General features: G+C 64.3%; 12 protein-coding genes. 4 read left to right on the top strand and 8 right to left on the bottom strand.

Going from position 1 to position 23,054, the window contains the following annotated elements; all coding sequences use genetic code 11:
- Positions 1-114 precede the first annotated feature (114 nt).
- Genes J4E58_RS05960 through J4E58_RS05950 form a run of 3 tightly spaced genes read right to left on the bottom strand, consistent with a single transcriptional unit; the run spans position 115 to position 5,018 of the window.
- Positions 115-1,470, bottom strand: a complete 1,356-nt coding sequence (locus J4E58_RS05960) for an HlyD family type I secretion periplasmic adaptor subunit (RefSeq protein ID WP_007920682.1) — start codon at positions 1,468-1,470, stop codon at positions 115-117.
- Between the two features lie 10 nt (positions 1,471-1,480).
- Complete coding sequence (locus tag J4E58_RS05955; protein WP_087088959.1) at positions 1,481-3,640, bottom strand: type I secretion system permease/ATPase; 2,160 nt, start codon at positions 3,638-3,640, stop codon at positions 1,481-1,483.
- A gap of 19 nt (positions 3,641-3,659) precedes the next feature.
- The gene (locus J4E58_RS05950; protein WP_007920684.1) at positions 3,660-5,018 is read right to left on the bottom strand and encodes a TolC family outer membrane protein; all 1,359 of its coding nucleotides are present in this window, start codon (positions 5,016-5,018) and stop codon (positions 3,660-3,662) included.
- A gap of 588 nt (positions 5,019-5,606) precedes the next feature.
- On the opposite strand from J4E58_RS05950, the gene J4E58_RS05945 reads away from it, so the two are divergent.
- Positions 5,607-12,710, top strand: coding sequence for a retention module-containing protein (locus J4E58_RS05945; protein WP_207255311.1), 7,104 nt, complete (start codon positions 5,607-5,609; stop codon positions 12,708-12,710).
- 53 nt (positions 12,711-12,763) lie between these two features.
- On the opposite strand, the gene lapD is transcribed toward J4E58_RS05945, so the two are convergent.
- The 4 genes from lapD to J4E58_RS05925 form a co-directional block, all read right to left on the bottom strand.
- Positions 12,764-14,704 carry a cyclic di-GMP receptor LapD gene (gene lapD, locus J4E58_RS05940; protein ID WP_087088955.1) on the bottom strand — a complete coding sequence of 647 codons (1,941 nt, stop codon included), beginning with the start codon at positions 14,702-14,704 and terminating at the stop codon, positions 12,764-12,766.
- 18 nt (positions 14,705-14,722) lie between these two features.
- Positions 14,723-15,430 (bottom strand): transglutaminase-like cysteine peptidase, encoded by a 708-nt coding sequence (locus J4E58_RS05935; protein ID WP_087088953.1) that lies wholly within the window; start codon positions 15,428-15,430, stop codon positions 14,723-14,725.
- Between the two features lie 108 nt (positions 15,431-15,538).
- Positions 15,539-15,934: a YbaN family protein gene (locus tag J4E58_RS05930; RefSeq protein ID WP_007929758.1), complete on the bottom strand. Its 396-nt coding sequence runs from the start codon at positions 15,932-15,934 to the stop codon at positions 15,539-15,541.
- 10 nt (positions 15,935-15,944) lie between these two features.
- Positions 15,945-16,532, bottom strand: coding sequence for a YecA family protein (locus J4E58_RS05925; protein ID WP_007929756.1), 588 nt, complete (start codon positions 16,530-16,532; stop codon positions 15,945-15,947).
- 274 nt (positions 16,533-16,806) lie between these two features.
- Here J4E58_RS05925 and recQ point away from each other — a divergent pair, with 274 nt between their 5' ends.
- The 3 genes from recQ (at position 16,807) to J4E58_RS05910 (ending at position 20,857) form a co-directional block, all read left to right on the top strand.
- Complete coding sequence (recQ, locus tag J4E58_RS05920) at positions 16,807-18,933, top strand: DNA helicase RecQ (protein WP_007929753.1); 2,127 nt, start codon at positions 16,807-16,809, stop codon at positions 18,931-18,933.
- Positions 18,934-19,057: 124 nt separating this feature from the next.
- Positions 19,058-19,492, top strand: coding sequence for a MarR family transcriptional regulator (locus J4E58_RS05915; RefSeq protein ID WP_007929752.1), 435 nt, complete (start codon positions 19,058-19,060; stop codon positions 19,490-19,492).
- 129 nt (positions 19,493-19,621) lie between these two features.
- Positions 19,622-20,857: a FimV family protein gene (locus J4E58_RS05910; RefSeq protein WP_087088950.1), complete on the top strand. Its 1,236-nt coding sequence runs from the start codon at positions 19,622-19,624 to the stop codon at positions 20,855-20,857.
- Here the strand turns inward: J4E58_RS05910 and J4E58_RS05905 are convergent.
- Entirely contained in the window at positions 20,830-23,019 is a 2,190-nt protein-coding gene (locus J4E58_RS05905; protein WP_053260080.1) for a patatin-like phospholipase family protein, read from the bottom strand. The two genes, J4E58_RS05910 and J4E58_RS05905, sit on opposite strands and share 28 nt — an antisense overlap.
- Positions 23,020-23,054: the final 35 nt, after the last annotated feature.

Here is a 23,054-nt window from a genome sequence, read left to right as displayed (position 1 = left end):
GCGAAGCGGGCGCCGATCCAGGCGGCGTGGTCTTTCAGGAGGTACGCGGTGTCAGGTCCAGGGGCCGCTGCGCGACCCGGAGCAGCCTGCGGCAGCGGCTACAGGTCGGGTGTATCAGCGCTCGCGCATCGCCTCGGTCCGCGCCTTGAGCACCGGCTTGAGCAGGTAGTCGAGCACGCTTTTCTCGCCGGTGATGATGTCCACCGTGGCGACCATGCCGGGGATGATCAGCAGCGGCTTGAGGTCGCCGCCCAGGTGGTTCTTGTCGGTGCGCACCTGGATCAGATAGAAACTGTTGCCCTTGTCGTCGGCGATGGTGTCGGCGCCGATCAGTTCCAGCTTGGCGCTCAGGCCACCGTAGATGGTGTAGTCGTAGGCGCTGAACTTGACCATGGCTTTCTGCCCGGGATGGAGGAAGGCCACGTCCTGTGGCCGCACCTTGGCCTCGATCAGCAGGTTGTCCTCCAGCGGCACGATTTCCAGCATGTCGCTGCCCGGCTGGACCACGCCGCCGATGGTGTTGACCTTGAGCTGCTTGATCACCCCGTGCACCGGCGAAGTCACGGTGGTGCGGGTCACTCGGTCGTCGATGGCGATGCTCGAGGCGGTGATTTTCGACAGGTCGGTGCGTTTCTCGTTGAGTTCCTTAGCGGCGTCGGAACGGAAGCCTTGTTCGGACTCGTCGATCTTGCTCCTGATTTCGTTGATCGCCGATTCCGCCCGGGGAATGGCCAGGGTCGTGGCATTCAACGAGCCGCGGATTTCCACCGCGCTGCGTTTGAGACGCAGGATCTCCACCGGTGACACCGCGCCGGTACTTACCAGCGGCGCCGACATGTTCATCTCCTGGTTGAGCAGGGCCAGGCTGGAACTGAATTGCCCCTGTTTCGAACGGAACTCCGCCAGTTCCTGGGTCTTTTGCCGCAGCTGTTCGCTCAGGGTCCGTTGTTCGCTGGCCAGGCGGCGCTGGCGCTGTTCGTACAGCGAGCGTTCGTCCTCCGCCACCTGGGGCGCCTTGGCCACCACTTCGTCGGATGGCTTGAACGGCCGACCCTCGGCTTCGGCGGACAGGCGTTCGACCTGGGCCATCAAGGCATAGCGGTCGGCCTCGCTTTCGCCCTTGTTCGACAGGAAACGTGTGTCGTCCAGGCGCAGCAGGGTGTCGCCCTTGTTCACCATCTGCCCTTCGCGCACGAAGATCTCGGTGACGATGCCGCCTTCCAGGTTCTGCACCACCTGCACCTTGCTCGACGGGATGGCCTTGCCTTCGCCGGTGGTGACTTCCTGAAGCACCGCGAACTTGGCCCAGAGCAGGGCGCTGACGAGCAGCCCGGTGGTCAGCCAGACGACGATGCGCGAGCCGCGGGGCGAATCCTGCAGCGAGGCGCCGGCGGTTTCGGGCATGAACTCGCTTTCCGCGCTTTTGCGCAGGCTGGCGAAGTAGCCGCGTGATTGCGATGAGGCAGGCATAGGGCGACTCCTAGACCGCCGCAGAGCCGACACGGCCCTTGCGCAGTGCATCGATGACCGCTTCTTTCGGCCCGTCGGCGACGATCCGCCCGTTGTCCAGGACCACCAGCCGCTCCACCAGGCTGAGCATCGAGGTGCGGTGGGTCACCAGCAGCAGGGTCTTGCCTTGCACCCAGGCGTGCAGGCGCTGGCGCAGGGCGTCTTCGCTGCTGTTGTCCATGGCGCTGGTGGGTTCGTCCAGGAGCATGATCGGTGGGTCCAGCAGCAGCGCTCGGGCCAGCAGCACCGCTTGGCGCTGGCCGCCGGACAGCAGCTGGCCACGCTCGCCCACCGGCCGGTCGAAGCCTTGGGGATGCTGGCGTGCCAGCTCGGTGACTCCGGTCAGCTCGGCGACCTCGAGCATGCGCGCATCGCTGATGTAGCGGGCGCCGAGGGTCAGGTTGTCGCGCAGGCTGCCGGCCAGCAGCGGCAGGTCGTGGGCGACATAGCCGATCTGCTGGCGCAGGTCGGCCACGTCCAGTTGGCGCAGGTCCAGGCCGTCCAGCAGCAACTGGCCTTCCTCGGGGGCATAGAAACCCATGACCAGGCGTCCCAGGGTGCTCTTGCCGGAGCCGCTGCGGCCGATGATGCCGATGCGTTCGCCGGGCTGCATGCTGAAGCTGATATTGCTCAGGGCCGCGGCATTCTGTCCCTGATAACGGAAGGTCACCTGATTGAGCGCCAGCGCGCCTTGCAGTTGCGTGCGCTCCAGCGGGCGCTGGCGGGCATCGCGTTCCTGGGGCAAGGCCATCAGGGCGTCGGTGCTGCGCATGGTCAGTTGCGCCTGCTGGTAGCGGGTGATCAGCCCGGCGATCTGCCCCAGCGGCGCCAGGACCCGGCTGCCGAGCATGTAGGTGGCGACCAGCGCGCCGACGCTGAGGTTGCCGGCGATGATGCTGTAGACCCCGGCGACTATGGTCGCCATGCCGCAGAACTGCTGGATGAACAGGGTGCCGTTGGTGGCCAGGGCCGAGAGATTGCGCGCGTGGCTATCGAGGCGGGTGAGGGCGCCGTGGGTGCTTTCCCACCGGTGCTGGCGTTCGCTTTCGGCGCTGCAGGCCTTGAGGGTTTCCAGGCCGCCGAGGGTCTCGATCAGCAGCGCCTGGCGTTCGGCGCCCAGGCTCAGGCTCTTTTGCACGGTGTCGCGCAGGCGGGCCTGGATCAGCATGGCGAAGGCGATGGTCAGGGGAAACGCCAGCAGCGGGATCACCACCAGCCAGCCGCCGAGCAGGCCGATCACCAGCAGCATCAGCACGGCGAAGGGCAGGTCGATCAGGCTGGTCAGGGTCACGGCGGTGAGAAACTCGCGCAGGCCCTGGAAGTCATGGATGCTCTGGGCGAAGCCGCCGATGGTCGCCGGCTTGGCTTTCATCGCCATGCCGGTGATGCGCTCGAACAGGGTGGCGGAGAGAATCACGTCGGTGCGCTTGCCGGCGCTGTCCAGCAGATGGGCGCGCACCACCCGCAGTACCAGCTCGAAGCCGGTGCCGATCAACAGGCCGATGGCCAGCACCCAGAGGGTCGAGGTGGCCTGGTTGGGCACCACGCGGTCGTAGGTCTGCATGACGAACAGCGGCACCATCAACCCCAGGAGGTTGATCAGCAGGCTGGCGAGGATCGCGTCGCTGTACAGCCAGCGCGAGAGTTTCAGGGTGTCGCGGAACCAGGCTTCGACCCGCGGCACCAGGGAATTGCGCAGTTCTTCCAGTTCGTGGCGTGGCCGGGCGAACAGCGCCTGGCCACTGTAGTCATCGTTCAGCTCCGCCTGGCTGACCCACTGCTCGCCGCCTTCGGCTTCGCTGGGCAGGATCAGCGCCTGGCCGTCATCGCCCCAGCGGCGCAGGACCGCACAGCGGCCATGCTTGAGGATCAGCAGCACCGGCAGGTTGAGCCTGGAAATCGCCGACAGCTCACGACGCAGCAGGCGGGCCTGCAGGCTGGCGCGGGCCGCGGCGCGGGGCAGCAGGTCCAGGCTCAGGCGTTGCTGGGCCAGGGGCAGCCCCGCGCTGAGGCTGGCCCGGCTGACGGTGCAGTCGTGCAGTTTGCAGAGGATCAACAATCCGTCCAACAACGGGTCATCAAAGCTCAGGCGCGGATCGACGCCTGAGCTCCCGGGTTCCATGCTGGTCACATTGAAGTCCTCCGAGGACTTAACGCATCTCAGGCAGACGGGCTTCGCTCTTCACTTCGGTCTGGGCGATCGCTTCGGCTGGTACCACGACTTTTTCCTTGTTCAACAACTCGCCCATGTTCGCCAGCACGCGATACATCGAAAACTCCTCGGTGTAACGCACCTCGGTGTAGCGTCGGTTGGCGTTGTACAGCTCGTTTTCGCTGTCCAGCAGGTCGAGCAGGGTGCGCTGGCCGAGACCGAACTGGTCCTGGTAAGCGGCCCGTACGCGGGTGGTGGTTTCAGCGTATTCGCGAGCGGTGGGGGTCTGCTTCTTGGCGTTGAGCATGGCGTTCCAGGCCAGGGTGATGTTCTCGTTGAGCATGCGCAGCGCGTTGTTGCGGATGTCCATGGCCTGGTTGATCTTGTGCGCGTCCGATTGCAGGCGGGCTTTGTCGCTGCCGCCGCGGAACAGGTTGTAGTTCATCACCACGCCCACTCGCCATTCATTGTCGTGGCCCTTGTCGCCCTGCACGTTGTCATTGGCGCCCACCGCGGCCTCGGCATCGAAGCGTGGGTAGAACGGCGACTTGGCGACTTCGTACTGGCTCTCGGCCGCTTGCACGTCGGCCTGGGCCGATTTCAGGTAGGGGTTGTTCTCCAGCATGCTCTGCCGGGCATCCGGCAGGCTGGCGGGGATCTCGCCGCGCACCGAAGGCAGGCTTTCCAGTTCGTCGGGCATACGGCCCACGGCGCTGAAGAAGTTGGCTTCGGCGTCAGCCAGGTCGACCTGCGCCGTGTCGTAGTTGTTTTCCGCCAGGGCGCGACGGGCCTTGGACTGGTCGAGGTCGGCGGTGCTGCCGACGCCACGTTCGCTGCGCAGGCCGATCTGGTCGTTGACCCGCAGGTGCGCCTGCAGGTTGTTCTTGGCCAGGGTCACCAGTTCGCGGCGCTTGAGCACTTCCAGGTACACCTCGATGGTGCGCAGGGCCAGGCTCTCGGCGGTACCGCGGGTGTAGTAGGCCCGCGAGTTGGAGACCGACTGGGTACGCCCGACTTCGTTGGCGGTATTGAAGCCGTCGAAGAGCATTTGCCGCAGGCGCAACTCCGACTGGGTATAGGTCAGGGTCTCGGTGTGATGGTTGCCCAACGCGCGCGTGGTGGTGTTGTCGCTGTAGCCACGGCCATAGGCCGCATTCAGGTCCAGCGATGGATAGAAGCCCCCTTTGGCGACCTTGACGTCCTCATCAGCCGACAGACGGTTGTTCTGGCTCGCGCGCAGTTCCGGGTGGTTGTCCAGCGTGCTTTGAATCGCCTCCGTCAGAGACATGGCTTGGGCCTGATGAATGCAGGCCATGGCTAATAAAATCGCGCTACTGAGGGGGGTAAAAACGCGCATGAGGTACATCTCCCTGGTCCATGTATGGTGCTTTGCAATCGCCAAAAAAATGACGAACTTTATAGGTCAAACCGTTTCAGGCTTGTAACAACAGAGCTAAGAACATCCTGAGCGGAAGCTAAGAAGAATTTCTCATAAGGCTTATGCTGAAAAAAACTTATGCACTCTGTGAAATCCAGCACATTGTTCAGTTCGCAAGCCCCGTATTTATGGGCTCTAGAGGGCTTTTCAGGGGCTTGAAAAGGTTCAACAAAATTTGCGACATAGGGCGGGAGAGGAGCGGTGGGGAGGGTGCGATACGGATTTTACAGCGACATTTTTTTGTCACTTGCAGTGTTTGAATCCATGTCGCGACTTTCGCGGGAGGGCTGTCCGAAGCCTGAATGCGTTTGATTGCATTCGGTTTTGCCTTCGGCAGAAACAGCAGGCCAGCGAGGGACGAGCGAGAGGGAAGGCCGGTGCGCAGGTTCGACTGAGCAGCAATCAGCGAACCTTCAGGCTGGCGTTTCCTGTCGGTGACCCGATAACGCCATAGCACTTTTCCGTGCAACCAGATGCCGATAGCGGTCGGCAGCGGAGGAAGTGCTCATGGCTAGGTTAATCGGTGTCGTCAGTAAGGTAATCGGGCAGGTGGTAGCGGTAGCGGCGGATGGCAGCCGGCGCGTTCTGGTAGAAGGCGATCGTCTGTTTGCGGGGGATCAACTGGTGACCGGTGCGCAGGGCGCGGTAGCCGTGCATCTGCAGAACGGCCAGGAACTGACCCTCGGGCGCGACAGCAGCCTGCAATTGACCCCGCAACTGCTGGCGAACCAGGCGCCCCATGTGCAGGCTCCTGAAGTCGTGACCCCCAGCGAGGCGCAACTGACCGATGTCGAGCAACTGCAGAAAGCTATCGCTGCCGGCGCCGACCCGACGCAGACTGGCGAAGCCACCGCGGCCGGCCCCGGTGCTACGGGTGGCACCGCTGGCGCCCTGGGTGGCGGGCATACCTTTGTACTGCTTGAAGAAGTCGCGGGTCGGGTCGAGCCGATCATTGGTTTCCCCACCGCGGGCTTCAATGGCATTCCCGAGTTCGTGCCTGAGCGGATTGCCGCGGTACCGCCTAGCGACGACGGCGGTATCGCACCGCCACCCCCACCGAACAACCCGGTCACCCTGGGCGGCCTGTCGGTCGCCAATGGCGAGTTGACCCTCAGCGAAGCCAATCTGCCCCAAGGCTCGGCGAGCAATCCCGCGGCGCTGGTGCAGAACGGTACCTTCAGTGTCTCCGCCCCCGACGGGCTGCTCAGCCTCAGCGTGGGTGGGATCGCCGTGGTCAGTGGCGGGGTGGCCGCCAGCTTCCCGCAGTCGATCACCACCGCCCTCGGCAACACCCTGACCATCACCGGTTTCGATCCTGCCACGGGTACGGTCAGCTACAACTACACCCTGGTCGGCAACGAAATCCATTCCGCCGCCGACGGTGCCAACAACCTGAGCGAACATTTCACCGTGGTCGCCAGCGACAGTAATGGCGATTCGGCGAGCAACTCGCTGGATATCAACATCACCGACGATGTGCCCCAGGCGTTCAACGACAGCAATGGCGTCGCCTCAGAAAGCCAACTGACCCTGAGCGGCAATGTCCTGACCAACGATGTGCAAGGCGCCGACCGGGTGCCCAGCGGACCGATCACCGCCGGCACCTTCAACGGCACCTACGGCACCCTGGTGCTGGCCGCCGACGGTACCTATACCTACACCGTGCATACCAGCGATCCGGCGTTCCTCGCGCTTCAGGGCGGCGGCAACGGTACGGACAGCTTCACCTACACCCTGACCGATGCCGACGGCGACAGCAGCACCGCCAACCTGGTGTTGCAGGTGCACAACAACGACGACACGGTGGTGATTCAGGGCCTCAATACCGAAGGCGGCGAAGTCATGGTCTACGAGAAGAACCTGGCGGACGGCAGCAGCCCGGATGCGGGCGCGTTGACCCAAAGCGGCACCTTCACCGTGACCGCGCTGGACGGCCTGCAGACCCTGACGGTGGGCGGGATCAACCTGGTGACGGGCGGCGTGGCCGCGGGCTTCCCGCAATCGGTGACCACGGCCTTGGGCAATACCCTGACCATAACAGGCTACAACGCCGCCACCGGGGTGATCAGCTACAGCTACACCCTGACGGACAACGAGGATCACCCAACCGCCAATGGCGCCAACAGCCTCAGCGAACACTTCAATGTGGTGGCGACCGATGCCGATGGCAGCACGGCCAGCGGTTCGCTGGATGTGAACGTGGTGGACGACCTGCCAACGGCGGTCAATGACAGCAATGGCGTGGCCTCGGAAAGCCAGTTGGTGCTCAGCGGCAATGTGTTGACCAACGACGTGCAGGGCGCCGACCGGGTCCCCACAGGCCCAGTGACCGCCGGTACCTTCACCGGCACCTACGGCACCCTGGTCCTCGCAGCCGATGGCACTTACACCTACACCCTCAACACCGCGGATGCCGACTTCAAGGCTTTGCAGGGCAACGGCACCGAAACCTTCGCCTACACCATCACCGACGCCGACGGCGACCCGAGCACCGCCAATCTGGTGCTGAACATCCATAACAACGACGACGGGGTGACCCTCGATGGCCTGGATACCAACGGCGGCGAACTGACGGTCTACGAGAAAAACCTGGCGGACGGCAGCAGCCCGGATGCCGCAGCGCTGACCCAAAGCGGCACCTTCACCGTGACCGCGCTGGACGGCCTGCAAACCCTGACGGTCGGCGGGATCAACGTGGTGACGGGCGGGGTGGCCGCAGGCTTCCCGCAATCGGTGACCACGGCCTTGGGCAATACCCTGACCATCACAGGCTACAACGCTGCCACCGGGGTGATCAGCTACAGCTACACCCTGACGGACAACGAGGATCACCCAACCGCCAATGGCGCCAACAGCCTCAGCGAACACTTCAATGTGGTGGCGACCGATGCCGATGGCAGCACGGCCAGCGGTTCGCTGGATGTGAACGTGGTGGACGACCTGCCAACGGCGGTCAATGACAGCAATGGCGTGGCCTCGGAAAGCCAGTTGGTGCTCAGCGGCAATGTGTTGACCAACGACGTGCAGGGCGCCGACCGGGTCCCCACAGGCCCAGTGACCGCCGGTACCTTCACCGGCACCTACGGCACCCTGGTCCTCGCAGCCGATGGCACCTACACCTACACCCTCAACACCGCGGACGCCGACTTCAAGGCCTTGCAGGGCAATGGCAGCGCTACCGAGACCTTCGCCTACACCATCACCGACGCCGATGGCGACCCGAGCACCGCCAATCTGGTGCTGAACATCCATAACAACGACGACGGGGTGACCCTCGATGGCCTGGATACCAACGGCGGCGAACTGACGGTCTACGAGAAAAACCTGGCGGACGGCAGCAGCCCGGATGCCACGGCGCTGACCCAGAGCGGCACCTTCACTGTGACCGCGCTGGATGGCCTGCAAACCTTGACGGTGGGTGGCATCAGTGTGGTCAGTGGTGGAATCGCCACCGGTTTCCCACAGTCGGTGACCACGGCCTTGGGCAACACCCTGACCATCACGGGCTACAACGCCGCCACCGGGGTGATCAGCTACAGCTACACCCTGACGGACAACGAGGATCACCCAACCGCCAATGGCGCCAACAGCCTCAGCGAACACTTCAATGTGGTGGCGACCGATGTCGATGGCAGCACGGCCAGCGGTTCGCTGGATGTGAATGTGGTGGACGACCTGCCAACGGCAGTCGATGACAGCAATGGCGTGGCCTCGGAAAGCCAGTTGGTGCTCAGCGGCAATGTGTTGACCAACGACGTGCAGGGCGCTGACCGCGTACCCACAGGCCCAGTGACCGCCGGTACCTTCACCGGCACCTACGGCACCCTGGTCCTTGCGGCCGATGGCACCTACACCTACACCCTCAACACCGCGGACGCCGATTTCAAGGCCTTGCAGGGCAATGGCAGCGCTACCGAGACCTTCGCCTACACCATCACCGACGCCGATGGCGACCCGAGCACCGCCAACCTGGTGCTGAACGTCCATAACAACGACGACTGCGTGACCCTGCACTGCCTGGATATAGAGGGCGGCGAGCTGACGGTCTACGAGAAGCACCTCAGCGATGGCACCAGCCCCAATGCCCCGGCCTTGACCCAGAGCGGCTTCTTCCTGGTCAACGCACCGGACGGTCTGCAAACCCTGACGGTGGGCGGGATCAATGTGGTGACCGGCGGGGTGGCCGCGAGCTTCCCGCAATCGATCCTGACGGCCTTGGGTAACGTGCTGACCATTACCGGCTACGACGCCAGTATCGGTGTCGTCGCCTACAGCTACACCCTGCTCGACAATGAAAGCCATCCGACGGGGCTGGGGGCCAACAGCATCGCCGAGCATTTCAATGTGTTCGCCAGCGATGGCGATGGCAGCAGCGCCTCTGGGGTGCTGGATGTGAATATCGTCGACGACCTGCCCACCGCTCACCCTGATGTGGTGATGGCCGACGAAGGCACGACCATCAGCGGCAACGTGCTGGGTAACGACATTGGCGGCGCCGATGGCCCGGCAATCACTGGCGCGGTGGTCGGCGTGCGTGCCGGTAGCGACACCTCGACCTCGGCCATTGGCGGCTTGAACACTACCATCAACGGCCTGTATGGCACGCTGACCCTGGACGCCTTCGGCAACGCGACCTATCACAGCAATCCGAACTCGGTCACCGCTCCCGATTCAGAGGATGTGTTCGTCTACACTGTACGTGACGCGGACGGCGATGAAAGCACCACCACCATCACCATCCAAATCTGCGGCAACGAACTCAGGGCGGTCACTGACCAGGACATCACTGTCTTCGAAAAGGCCCTGGACCTGAGCAAGGACGGCCAGGACCTGGCCGCCGGTACGGTGACCGGCAGTGACCCGGGCAATACCGGCGAAACCGCTACCGGCACCCTGGTCGGCGCGGTCACCGGCGGCAGCGGTGCGATTACCTACACCCTGGTCGGCAGCGCCACCGGCACTTACGGACAGATCCTGCTCAACCCCGACGGCACCTACCGCTACACCCTGACCTCGGCGCCGAAAACCTCGCCGAACGCCAACGACGGCCCGAACGTGCTGAGCGAAAGCTTCACCTACAAGGCCACCGACGCGGTGGGCAATACCACCACCAGCACCATCCAGATCAGCATCGTCGACGATGTACCCCAGGCGGTTGCCAGCGAGCGGGCGGTCACTGCGCTGGAGGTCGACTCCAACCTGCTGCTGGTGATAGATGTATCTGGCAGCATGGCCGACCCGTCGGGCGTCCCCGGCCTGTCGCGCCTGGAACTGGCCAAGCAGGCGATCAGCACCTTGCTCGACAAGTACGACGACATGGGCGATGTGAAGGTGCAGATCGTCACCTTCAGCAGCAGCGCCACGGACAAAACGCCGATCTGGGTCGATGTGGCGACGGCCAAGTCGATCATCGCCTCCCTGACCGCCGGTGGCGGCACCAACTACGATGCGGCCGTGGCCGCGGCGAAGCTGGCGTTTGTCACCAGTGGCCAGATCAGCGGGGCGCAGAACGTCGGTTATTTCTTCTCCGACGGCAAGCCCACCGATGGCCAGGAAATCGGCACTGCCGACGAGACCGCCTGGAAAGCCTTCCTCGACGCCAACGGCATCAAGAACTATGCAATCGGCCTGGGCAGCGGCGTCAGCAACAGCAACCTCGACCCGCTAGCCTATGACGGCAGTACCCACATCGATACCAATGCCGTGGTGGTCACCGACCTGAACCAGCTCGACTCGGTGCTGGCCGGTACGGTACAGGGCACCCCGGTCACCGGCAGCCTGCTCGGCGAAGGTGGCTCGTTCGGCGCCGACGGCGGTTTCATCAAGACCCTGGTGGTCGATGGCACCACCTACACCTATGACCCCAACGGCAATAGCAACCAGGGCTCGCTGAGCTTCAGCGGCGGGGTCAACCACGGCACCTTCAATACCCTGGACAACAGCCTCAGCATCGCCACCAACAACGGCGGCACGCTGGTGGTGAAACTCGACACCGGCGATTACACCTACAGCTCGCAGAACGTCACCAGCGTGGCGCTGACCGAGACAGTCGGCTTCACCGTCAGCGATAACGACGGCGACCTGGCCAGCTCGACCCTGGTGGTCAAGGTCAATCCGAACGCGGCGCCGGTGGCGGGCGACGACCACATCATCACCAACATTCTGTCGGGCACTATCGTGGTGCCGGCCGATGCCCTGCTGGCCAACGACAGTGATGCCAACGGCGATCCGCTGACGGCCGCGCCGACCAGCTTCAACACCGGCTGGCTGTCCCCTGGGGCGGACTTTACCGCCGGCAGCCTGCAGACCATCGGCTTCACCGGAGGGTCCAGTCAGACCCTGACCGTCGCCCGGGCCTCGTTCAACGCCAATACGGCGGCGATGACGGCCGCGGTGGTGATCAGCGGCTTCCTGGGCAGCATCAACAACGGCAATGACAATGACGAGGATGTGATCAGCGTCAACCTGAAGCAGGGCGAGACCCTGAACCTGGATCACAACCTGACGGCGGGCTGGGTGGGCATGGAGTACGCCTTCAATGGCGGGGCCTACACCGCGATTGCCGACGGTGGCTCGTTCACCGCGGGGGCGGACGGGATCTACCAGATCCACATCACCAACCTGACCAACCCCAGCGGCGGCAACGCCAACGGTTCGGAAAACTATCAGCTGACCATGACCGTCAACTACGCGGGCGGCCAGGAATCCACGCCGGATTACCACGGCACCTACACCGCCAGCGACAGCCATGGCGGCAGCGACAGCGCGGCGGTGAGCATCAGTTATCAGGACGGCCATACCCTGACCGGCACCGCTGGCGACGATGTGCTGCTGGCCGGCAGCGGCGACAACCTGATCAATGCCGGCGACGGCAACGATGTGCTCATCGCCGGCAGCGGCAACAACACCCTGCACGGCGACGCGGGTAACGACCTGCTGTTCGGCGGGCCGGGCAACGACCTGCTCGACGGCGGCACGGGCAACGACACCGCCAGCTACGCCCATGCCAGCGCCGGGGTCACGGTCGACCTCTCGCTGCTCGGTGCGCAGAACACCGGTGGCGCCGGGACCGATACCCTGACCGCCATCGAAAACCTGGTGGGCTCCAACTACAACGACACCCTGACCGGCGACAACAACGCCAACATCATCACCGGCGGCCTGGGCAACGATGTGCTCAACGGCGGTGGCGGCGACGACCTGTTGATCGGTGGGATGGGCAACAACACCCTGACCGGTGGCAGCGGCAGCGACACCTTCCAGTGGCAGCAGGGCAACAGCGGGCATGACCTGGTCACCGACTTCACGCCGGGCATCGACAAACTCGACCTGTCGCAACTGTTGCAGGGCGAGAACGCCAGCAGCGCATCGCTGGATGATTACCTGCACTTCACGGTCACTGGCAGCGGTCCGTCGCTGATCACCAGTATCGACGTCAGCGCGGCGGCGGGGGCCTCGCCGAGCCAGACCATCGATCTGGCCGGGGTCAACCTGGCGGAGCACTACGGGGTGACGCCGGGCGCGGGCGGAGTGATCGCGGGTGGCGCGGATACCGCGACCATCATCAACGGCATGCTCAATGACCATTCGTTGAAGGTCGATACCGTCTGAGGCCCGGCGCCAGCCTCGACCGAGGTTGGCGCCGGGGCTGTGCGGGGAAGGGGCTACATCGGTTCCGGTGGGCCGATCAGCCGCCCCATGACCCCGAACAGGCCCAGGGCCTTGAGGGTGTCCAGTTCGCCCTGGGTCTCGACCCGTTCGGCGATCAGCGGCAGGTCGATGCTGTGGGTGGCGCGAAATACCGCCTCGATGAACAGCTGTTTGTCGCTTTGCCGGTCGATGTCGCGGATGTAGCTGCCATCGACTTTCAGGTAGGCCAGGCCGAGGTGGGCGAGGTTGCCGATCTGGCTGAAGTTGCCGCCGAAATGTTGCAGTCCGATCCGGTAGCCGCTGTCCCGCAGGCGCTGGCTCAATTGCTGCAGCTCGCTGGCCGAGGGCAGTTGGCGTTCGTCGATTTCCAGGGTCAGTAACTTGGCCAGGTCGGGCAGGGCCTTGAGCTGGTCGAGGATCCGCCGCAACGCGTCGGGGTCGCGCAGGGTGCTGCCAGACAGGCTCAGGGCCAGCGGCCAGGCATGCTCGAGCAGATAATCCAGGGTGTGTTCGAGCATGGCCAGGTCGAAGCGCGCCGACCAGCCCAGGCGCTCGATCCACGGCAGGAAATGCCCGGCGGCAATGGCTTCGCCCTGCGGGTCGAGCAAGCGCGCCAGCACTTTGTGATGCAGCACCTCGCTGGTGTCGGCGCACTGCACCACCGGCTGGAAATACAATTTCAACTTGCCGTTGCTCAGGGCGTCGTCGATCCAGGCGCGCCAGTCATGCTGCGGCTGGCTGGGGCCGGTGGCGAAGTCCTGCAGCAGCGCCCAGGGACGCTCGGGGTGCTGCTGGGCCTGCGCCAGCGCCTGGTCCAGGCGCAACCAGACGCCGCTCAGCGGGTCGCCGGGCCGGTAGGCGACTATGCCCAGATGCGCCACCGGTGTGCAGTCGCTGGCCCCGGTCAGGCGCAGGTTCTCCAGGGTGGCGCTGATTTCCATGGCCAGGCGCTCGGCGCCGCGGCTGTCCAGGCCCGGTGTCAGCAGGCTGAATTCGCCGCCGCGATTGCGCGCCGCCAGCCAGTGGCGGCGGTCGGCCTGGGCGCTGATGCGCTTGAGCAGGTCGCCGATGCTCTTGATCAGGGCGTCGGTGCGCTGGCCACCCAGGCGCTGGTTCAGGCCACTGAGGTCATTGACCCGCAGCATCAGCAGATAACCATCGCCACTCTGCTCGTTGAGCAGCAACTGATCGCCGAGCTGTTCGTCCAGCAGGCGCCGGTTGGCCAGGCCGGTCAGGCTGTCCTGATAGGACTCGGCCCGCAGTTTCTCGCTGCGCGCGGCCTCTTCGGTGAACAGGGCTTTGAGTTTTTCCACCATCTGGTTCATGGCCAGGACCACCCGCTTGAGCTCGGGCGTGCGCGGCACCGTCGGCAGGCTGAGGAACTCGCGGTGGCTGATGGCTTCGGCCTGCCTGGCCATGGCGTCCAGCGGTCGCAACTGGCGCCGCAGCAGCCAGCCGCCGAACACCGCGCTGAGCAAGCCGCACACCAGCAGCCAGAGTAGGCTGCCGACGCTGCTGTCCCAGAGCCTGGCCAGGGCGAACTGCGGGTTGCTCAGCACTTCCACCCGCGCCACCTGTTCCCAGCCACGCATGACCAGGGCGTCGCCACCCTGCGGGCGCAGGCTCACCAGCCTGACGAACCACTGGGGTACGCCCTCGATCCTGGTAGGCACCGAACGCTCCAGCAGAATGCTTTCGTCTTCGATGTTCACCACCCGGATGCTGTTGTAGTAGCCGCTGTCGAAGACCGAACTGACCATCAGTTCCATCATCGCCGGGTCGTCGACCTGGCTGGTCAGGGACAGGCCCAAGGCGGTGGCCGCATCCTGGGCGTGGGAGCGCAGCTGGTTGAGCATCTGCTCGCGGGAGCTTTCCAGGCTGACAAAAAAACTGCCGCTGAAGGCCACCAGCAGGAACAGGCAGATGGCGATGAACAGTTGCTTGAGTAGCGACATTCGGCACTCCTTGTCGGATCAGCCATTACCCACCGTGAAGCCCTCGTCCCGCATCTTTTTCAGTACGTCCTGCCAGCGCGAGAGTTTTTTCGGGTCGATGCTGCGCGTGTTGCCAGCCACTCCGGGCAGGTACAGCCCCTCGGCATTGAAGGCGTATACCGGGTTCGGATCCTGGCGTTGGGCGGCGGAACGAATGTCGCTGCTGAGGTTGTCCAGTATCAGCGGTCCGGCGCCGGGGCTGGGGTAATAGGCCAGGACCATGTGCGGCCGGTTGCCGCGCCTGGCCTTGACGTAAGTGAGGCGCAGTTTGTCGCTGGAGACCCCCAGGCTGCGCAGGCTGAAATACTTGGCCAGTGCATAGTCCTCGCAATCCCCGGCGCCCTTGAGCAGGGCCTCGATCGGCGTGGCCCAATAGTCGCTCTGCTGCCAGGTGCGCTGGTCCTCCTTGAAGCTCAATTGCTGGTTGAAGAAGCGGTTGATGGCATTCAGTTGTTCGTATTCCGCTCGCCCGGTCAGGTCCCGCAATAACTGGTTCCAGGCCTCGAGACGCTCCCGGGCCGGGCCCAGGACCTGATGACGGTACTCGAAGGTGCTCAGGGCAGAAACGAATTCCCAGTTCGCCCGCACATTGCCCGGGTCGGTCCACAAACAGACCAGCAACAGCGACCAGCCGGCCAGCCGAAACCGGAGCAGTGTCCACTCGGGGCGACGCGAACGTGCGGGCATGGCGGGCTGCTCGAATGCAGGTTTCTGAAGTCTAGGCGGTATTTTTCGCGAGCATGGGCAGCTGGTCGGGTTGCCACGAACGGAGGAAGGCGGCGCGCAGGGCCGGGTTCAAGGCTTGTGCAGGGTCTTCTGGCGCAGGATGTAGATCGTCACCAGCACCGCGCTGGTCAGCATGAAGCCGCGGGCCCAGGGCAGGGGCACCAGGTAGCAGGACAGGCCGATGCTCAGCCACATCAGGCCGATGGCGTAGACCTTGCCCTTGAGCGGAATGCCGTGGCCGTCCAGGTAATCGCGGATCCACGGGCCGAGCCGCGGATGTTCCACCAACCATCGATAGAAGCGCGGCGAACTGCGGGCAAAGCAGGCGGCGGCCAGCAGCAGGAAGGGCGTAGTGGGCAATACCGGGAGGAAGATGCCGGTCACCCCCAGCACTACGCTCAGCCAGCCGATGGCCAGCAGAACGTAACGCAGGATCAGGGGGCGGTTGCCTATGGGCTTGGCCATAGGCGGTGACTCAGTGGTGACGGGGCTTGAGAATGGCCGGTTTTTCGTCCGGCGCGTTGCACAGCAGGTACAGCGCGGTCAGGGCTTCCGGGATCTGCACGATCATGTCGTCCATCAGGTTGGCATCGCTGGCGATGTCGGAGAACTCGGGTTGTTCGTCGAACAGACCGGAGCCGACCATGATCGGCAGGAGCATTTCGCTGACTTCTTCCTCGGCGGTTTCGAACCAGGCCGCTTCGCGCAGGAACACACCTTCCATGAAACCGATGCACCAGCCGCGCAGGTCGGAGTCGTCCGGCTCGTCGCCGAGGTCGAGGTCGCACGGCAGCTCGAACTCTTCGTCGGAGGCCAGTTGGCGGGCGATATGGGCCTTGAGGGCAATCAGGGTGGACTCGATCTCTTCGCGCTGGGCGGCGTCGCTGTAGTGCGGCTCCTCGGCGAACAGGGCGTCGATCCACTCACGGTCGGGCACGCTTTCGGAACAGATGGACAGCGCAGTCAGGTAGCCGTGGGCGGCCACATAGTCCAGCGCCTCGTCATGCAGCTCATCGGCGTCGAGGAAGGCTTGCAGGCGGGTTAATTGCTCAGCGAAGGACATTGAAGGACTACCTTGGGAATAAACGATGCTGAATTCTAGGCCTTCTTGAGCGCCCAGGCCAGCCGCAGCGCAGATTTGCACGCTTCTAAAGGTTACCAGCGGTCCATTGCCGGCACCCTTCGCCGGCAAGTGCTCGGGTATACTTGCGCGTTTTGTGATGCCCGGCAGGCGTCATGACGGTCCAGGAAAAGTCCGCTAACGGATTTGTCAGTGAAAACCGTGGCCTTTTCGGCCAGCCTGCGCACAGGGATTTCAGCGATTTTTGGAGTTTTTCATGCTCGAACAGGCTCAACGCGTCCTCAAGGACATCTTCGGCTACGACAGTTTCCGTGGCCGCCAAGGTGCGATCATTGAGCGTGTGGCCAGTGGCGGCGACGCCCTGGTACTGATGCCTACCGGCGGCGGCAAGTCATTGTGCTTCCAGGTCCCGGCCCTGCTGCGCGAAGGCCTGGCGGTGGTGGTCTCGCCATTGATCGCGCTGATGGACGATCAGGTCGCGACCCTGGAGGAACTCGGGGTCGCCGCGGCGGCGCTGAACTCGACCCTGAGCGCCGAACAGCAGCGCGACCTGGCCGCGCGCATCCGGCGGGGCGAGGTGAAGATGCTGTACCTGGCGCCGGAGCGTCTGGTGCAGCCGCGGATGCTGGCGTTCCTGCAGAACCTCGACATCGCCCTGTTCGCCATCGACGAGGCGCATTGCGTGTCCCAGTGGGGGCATGATTTCCGTCCGGAGTACCTGCAACTGGGCCAGCTGGCGGAAATGTTCCCCCAGGTGCCGCGCATCGCCCTGACCGCCACCGCCGACAAGCGCACCCGCGAGGAAATCGTCAATCGCCTGCACCTGCAGGATGCCGAGCGTTTCCTCTCCAGTTTCGACCGTCCGAACATCTTCTATCGCATCGTTCCCAAGGAGCAGCCGCGCAAGCAGTTGCTGGCGTTCCTCAGCGAACGGCGCAGCGACGCCGGTATCGTCTACTGCCTGTCGCGTAAGAAGGTCGACGAGGTTGCCGCCTTCCTCTGCGAGCAGGGCTTTCCGGCGCTGCCGTATCACGCCGGGTTGCCCAGCGAGCTGCGGGCCTATCACCAGAAGCGTTTCCTCAACGAGGAAGGGCTGATCATGGTCGCGACCATCGCTTTCGGCATGGGCATCGACAAACCCAACGTGCGCTTCGTGGCGCACCTGGACCTGCCCAAGTCCCTTGAGGCCTATTACCAGGAAACCGGGCGTGCCGGGCGTGACGGCCTGCCTGCCGATGCCTGGATGGCCTACGGCCTGCAGGACGTGCTGATGCTCAAGCAGATGCTGCAGAATTCCGAGGGCGACGAGCGCCACAAACGCCTGGAGCAGCACAAGCTCGATGCCATGCTGGCGCTGTGCGAGGAAACCCGCTGCCGGCGCCAGACCCTGCTGGCCTATTTCGACGAAGACATGCCACAGCCATGCGGCCATTGCGACAATTGCGTCGACGGCGTGCAGACCTGGGATGCCACCGAGCCGGCGCGCCAGGCGCTGTCGGCGATCTATCGCACCGGCCAGCGGTATGGCGTCGGCCACCTGGTGGACGTGCTGCTGGGCAAGGACACGGAAAAGGTCCGCAGCTTCGGCCATCAGCATCTTTCCGTGTTCGGCGTGGGCAAGGCGCGCAGCGAAGGCGAATGGCGCTCGCTGTTTCGCCAACTGGTGGCCCGCGGCCTGGCCGACATCGATCTGGAAGGCTACGGCGGCCTGCGTCTGAGCGACAGCTGCCGGCCGCTGCTCAAGGGCGAGGTGAGCCTGGAACTGCGCCGCGACATAAAGCCGCAGACCGCCGCCAAGAGCAGCACCAGCCAGGCCAGCCAACTGGTACGTGGCGAAGAGCGCGAACAGTGGGAAGCCTTGCGCGCCTTGCGGCGCAAGCTGGCGGAAGAACATGGCGTGCCACCCTATGTCATTTTCCCCGATTCCACCCTGCTGGAAATGCTCCGCAGCCAGCCCGGCTCCCTGGCGGAAATGGCCCGGGTCAGCGGCGTCGGCGCGCGCAAGCTGGAGCGTTACGGCGAGGCGTTCCTCGAAGTATTGGGTGGCCAGGTGGAGGCGCCGAAAGTGGTGGCCGACATCCGCCACGAGCTGATTACCCTGGCCCGCGCCGGCATGACACCACTGCAAATCGCCGGGCAATTGCAGTGCTCGGAAAAGAATGTTTACACGATGCTCGCCGAGGCCGTGGGCAAGCAGCAGCTGTCCCTGGAGCAGGCGCTGGATCTGCCGGAAGACCTGCTCGGCGAGATCCAGGACGCCTTTCTCGATGGCGAAGGCGAGCTGCCCTCGGTGAGCGAAGTGGCCGAGCTGTTTGCCGGTCGCGTGCCGGAAGGTGTGCTGTATTGCGTGCGTGCGGCGCTGGAATCGGAATTCGAGATGTGAGTCCCACGGCGGCAAGATGTAACGATTCAGTTCATGCCAAACCTTGCCACTCGGCAACTGTCATGCTTAGCTGACTAATAATTAGTTTTTCTTAATTTTCAGTCTACTAACTCATGAGTTGTTTATGCCGTTAACCGATCAACACCGTTTTGGCATGCAGTTGGCGCAGATGTCCCGAGGCTGGCGCGCCGAACTGGATCGCCGTCTGGCCGGACTTGGCCTGTCCCAGGCCCGCTGGCTGGTGCTGCTGCACCTCGCCCGTTTCGATGAAGCCCCGACCCAGCGTGAACTTGCCCAGAGTGTCGGCGTCGAAGGACCGACCCTGGCGCGGCTGCTCGACAGCCTGGAAACCCAGGGTTTGGTGCAACGGCAGTCGGTGGTCGAGGATCGCCGGGCGAAGAAGATCGTTCTGTGCGCCCCGGCGCTGCCCTTGATCGAACAGATCGAAACCATCGCCACAGCCCTGCGCAGTGAATTGTTCGTCGGTGTCGATGAAGAGGATATGCGGGTATGCATGCGGGTTCATGCGCATATCCTGGCCAATCTGGAAAAGTCTTGAGGCATAACTAGCGCCGCGGATTTTTGAGCTACCGACACCGGCGGACTATAAGAAATACCAGGTCCACAGCGGCATGCGCAGCCAGCGTATCGCCGCTGTGGTCGCTTTCGGTCCTCAAAAAGGGTGCTCATGTTCCAGAGTCTGCTGGCCGCTCTGCGCGGTTTCGTCGGGTCGTCCTGGGTGGCGAAGAATCGTTCCTTGTTCCTTCTACCGGTGCTGGCGGCCTTGTATTCGTCCCTGGCCTCGGCGGTGGGCCTGGGTGAAATCACCGTGCATTCGGCGCTGAACCAGCCGCTGGAGGCGGAGATCGCCCTGGTGCAGGCGCAAGGCCTGGAGGAGGGCGAGTTGTCGGTCAGCCTGGCGACGGCCGGCGAGTTCAAACGGGCCGGTATCGAGCGCTTGCCGTTTCTCGAAGATTTGCGTTTTACCCAGGTTTTGCAGGGCGAGCGCAGGGTGATCCGGGTGGTGTCGAGCAAGCCGGTGAACGAGCCGTTCCTGGATTTCCTGCTGCAGGTGAACCAGGCCAATGGCCGGCAGTTGCGCGAGTACACGCTGCTGATCGATCCCCCGGGAAGCCCCGAGATAGTGCCGGCTCCGCTCAGGGAGGTAGCAAAACCCGAACCGGCGATCGCCACCCAGGCGTCACCCGCGGCGGCCAAGGCGAGCGATCCCGCGGCCGGACAATTGGCGCAAGCCCTGCAGGCCAACCAGCAATTGCAGGACCAGGCCCAAGAGCTGCGCAACACATTGCAGCAGCGGGACGAACAACTGGCGCGCCAGCAGCAACAGCTGGTGGAGTTGCAACGTCAGTTGGCCGAAGCCCGGAGCAAGCCTGCCGATAATCCTGCCCCGGCGCCCGGGGCCGCGACACCCACCGCCGCCAGCCCACCCCAGCCAGCCGAACAGGCTCCGGAGACTGATGAAGGCTCGAATCCCTGGCTGATGCTTGCTGCCTTGCTGTTGACGGCCTGGCTGGTGGTGTTGGTCGTGCGTCGCCGTCGTCAGTCCGCCGCCGTACCGGAGGCACAGACGGCCCCCGAGAGTCGGCCCACACGAACGCTGGCCAGTGCTGTGACGACGGTGGCAGCCCAGGAGTCGTTCAGATCAACGCCCCCTGTCGCTCCGGTACAGCCCGTGGCAGGAGATCGGTTGGCTGATCGCGAGCCGTCGATCGATGTCGACTGGGACCTGATCGCACCTTCCGAGCCCTTGAGCGCTCCGGCGTCTCCTACCGCAGCACCGGCGCCATTCAATGCCGATTCGATCGTCTGGCGCCTGGAGGAGCCAGACGAACCGGGCGCCGGCAGCAAGGCCGAAGCCGAGTCGGACACCAAGCCTCAGAACGTCTGGCCCAAGTTGAGGTAGACCGCTTTCTGGTTGTCGTCGTTGATGCCGTAACTGAAATTCAGCGGCCCCAGCGGCGTGTCGAAACCAAGGAAGATGCTGGCGGCGTTGATGTAGCCACTGTCGAACTCGTTGTCGTTGTTCCAGGCCCGCCCTCGCTCCAGGGAACCGCCGATATACAGCGGGAAGTCCAGGGGCAGGTAGGAGCGGGGTGTCAGCCGCCGGTAGTAGACGCCCCGCATCAGGCTGACGTTCTGGCCCGAGAGCGCATCCTGGCGGAAACCCGACAGCTGGCGGGCGCCGCCGAGCACGAAGCTTGAGGTCACCACTTCGGCCTCATCCAGGGTCCGGCCATACCGACCGCCGAGGATAAAGGTGTTCGGGCCGCTGCTCAGGGCCTTGTCCAGCTTGAACTCCCACTGCCGGTAGCGCTTGTCCGAGCCCAGGCTGGGTTCGAACTGGCGCAGCGACAGGCCGATGTCCTCGCCCGCGTGGGGGAAGTAGACATTGTCCAGGGAGTCGAACGAGTAGCGCAGTTCGTAGTAGCCCTCGTTGAAGCTTTCGCTGGGCAGGTCCTGGTCGCCGACGCGCACATCGGCCTTGCCCCAGGCCTCGCCGACACCGAAGCGGATCTCGCCGCTGTTGCCGATCTGGCGCCCGATATTGAGGCCGAAACCGTAGCGCTCCAGGCGGTATTCGGCGATCGGGTCGTTATCCAGCACGGCTTCGATGTTCTGCGACTCGATGCCGATGTAAGGCGCGATGAAGTAGCGCGAGCCGACATCCAATGGTTGATAGAACTCGCTGTAGAGCTCCTGCTGATCACCGATCTGCACCCGGGTCAGCCATTCGGCGCCGAGGCTGTTGATGCCGTTGACCCGGTAGCTGGCGCCCAGGTTGAAGGCGCTGTCGCCGCGCATGTCGTCGGACAGGTTCAGCCCCAGGCGCAGGTAGTCGGTGCCGCTGCGTTTGCCCCGGGCGTTGATCACCAGGGTGTGGTCATTGCCCTTGTGGACCACGCGGTATTGCACCTGCTCGAAGTAGTCCAGGCCGTACAGCGTGCCCATGTCGGTCTGCAGCCGGCCCAGGTCCAGAGGCTCGCCGATGTGCTGGCGGATGTAGTAACGGATCACGTCGTCGCTGACCTTCGAATCGTTTTCCACCCGGATCGCGGTGATGATCGGGGTGCGCTGGCTTGGCGTGCGCGCGGCGCTGAGTTCGGCATCCATCGGTTCGGCCCGGCGCAGCGGCGCCAGGCGGGCGTCGAGGATGCGGGTGGCGCGGTAGCCGGCGTCGATCATTTCCTGGGCGCGGCCGAAGTCGGTGACCCCGAAGCTGGCCAGGGGCGGCTGGATCAGCACGTCATTCTTGTGCAGGGTCGCCAGTTGTTCCTCGGAGTTGCGCCGGGTCATCAGGGTGATCGACTGGTTCAGCACATCGACCACGGTCGCCAACTGCTGGCGCGAGCGCAGCGGGGTGCCGATGTCGACCACGATGGCGATGTCCACGCCCATGTCGCGGGCCACATCCAGCGGAATGTTGTCGGTCATGCCACCGTCCACCAGCAGCCGGCCATCCATTTCCACCGGGGCGAACACCGCCGGGATCGACATGCTGGCGCGAATCACCCGGGGCAGGTGGCCCTTGCGGAACACTACTTTCTCGCCGCTGGCGATGTCGGTGGCGACCGCGCGGAAGGGGATCGGCAGCTTGTCGAAGTCCCGGGTATCGCTGGCGTGGGCCAGCATGCTTTCCAGCAGCAGCGCCAGGTTCTGGCCCTGGATGACCCCCAGCGGCAGGCCGAGGCTGCCGTCGTCGCGGAAGCTGAGTTTCTGTTTCACCAGGAAGTCGCGGTCATCCTGCTTGCGACGAAACGGTATGTCTTCCCGGGGGGGCGCGTCGGACAGCGCCTGTTGCCAGTCGATGCTCAGGGCCAGTTTTTCCAGCTCGTCGATCTTGTAGCCCGAGGCGTACAGCCCGCCGATCACCGCTCCCATGCTGGTGCCGGCAATTGCATCGATCTTCACGCCTTGCTCCTCCAGGGCCTTGAGCACGCCGATATGCGCCAGGCCACGGGCGGCGCCGCCGGACAACACCAGGCCGATCTTCGGCCGTGGCGCTTCGGCGGCGTGCAGGAACACGGGGAGCAAACACAGGAGCAGGCAGGACAGCAAACGACGCATCATGGATCTCGGGGCGAGCGATAAAGGCGGCTATT

The sequence above is a fragment of the Pseudomonas sp. FW305-25 genome (genome assembly GCF_017351415.1).
Lineage (GTDB): Bacteria > Pseudomonadota > Gammaproteobacteria > Pseudomonadales > Pseudomonadaceae > Aquipseudomonas > Aquipseudomonas chlororaphis.
The sequence above is the reverse complement of the archived record's forward strand: the minus strand, read 5'-3'. Positions and strand labels throughout refer to the sequence as shown.

Bases quoted from the DNA above. Each gene is read 5' to 3' on its own strand.
- J4E58_RS05960 (WP_007920682.1), bottom strand. From the start codon at position 1,470: ATGCCTGCCTCATCGCAATCACGCGGCTACTTCGCCAGCCTGCGCAAA.
- J4E58_RS05950 (WP_007920684.1), bottom strand. From the start codon at position 5,018: ATGCGCGTTTTTACCCCCCTCAGTAGCGCGATTTTATTAGCCATGGCC.
- J4E58_RS05945 (WP_207255311.1), top strand. From the start codon at position 5,607: ATGGCTAGGTTAATCGGTGTCGTCAGTAAGGTAATCGGGCAGGTGGTA.
- lapD (WP_087088955.1), bottom strand. From the start codon at position 14,704: ATGTCGCTACTCAAGCAACTGTTCATCGCCATCTGCCTGTTCCTGCTG.
- J4E58_RS05935 (WP_087088953.1), bottom strand. From the start codon at position 15,430: ATGCCCGCACGTTCGCGTCGCCCCGAGTGGACACTGCTCCGGTTTCGG.
- J4E58_RS05930 (WP_007929758.1), bottom strand. From the start codon at position 15,934: ATGGCCAAGCCCATAGGCAACCGCCCCCTGATCCTGCGTTACGTTCTG.
- J4E58_RS05925 (WP_007929756.1), bottom strand. From the start codon at position 16,532: ATGTCCTTCGCTGAGCAATTAACCCGCCTGCAAGCCTTCCTCGACGCC.
- recQ (WP_007929753.1), top strand. From the start codon at position 16,807: ATGCTCGAACAGGCTCAACGCGTCCTCAAGGACATCTTCGGCTACGAC.
- J4E58_RS05915 (WP_007929752.1), top strand. From the start codon at position 19,058: ATGCCGTTAACCGATCAACACCGTTTTGGCATGCAGTTGGCGCAGATG.
- J4E58_RS05910 (WP_087088950.1), top strand. From the start codon at position 19,622: ATGTTCCAGAGTCTGCTGGCCGCTCTGCGCGGTTTCGTCGGGTCGTCC.
- J4E58_RS05905 (WP_053260080.1), bottom strand. From the start codon at position 23,019: ATGCGTCGTTTGCTGTCCTGCCTGCTCCTGTGTTTGCTCCCCGTGTTC.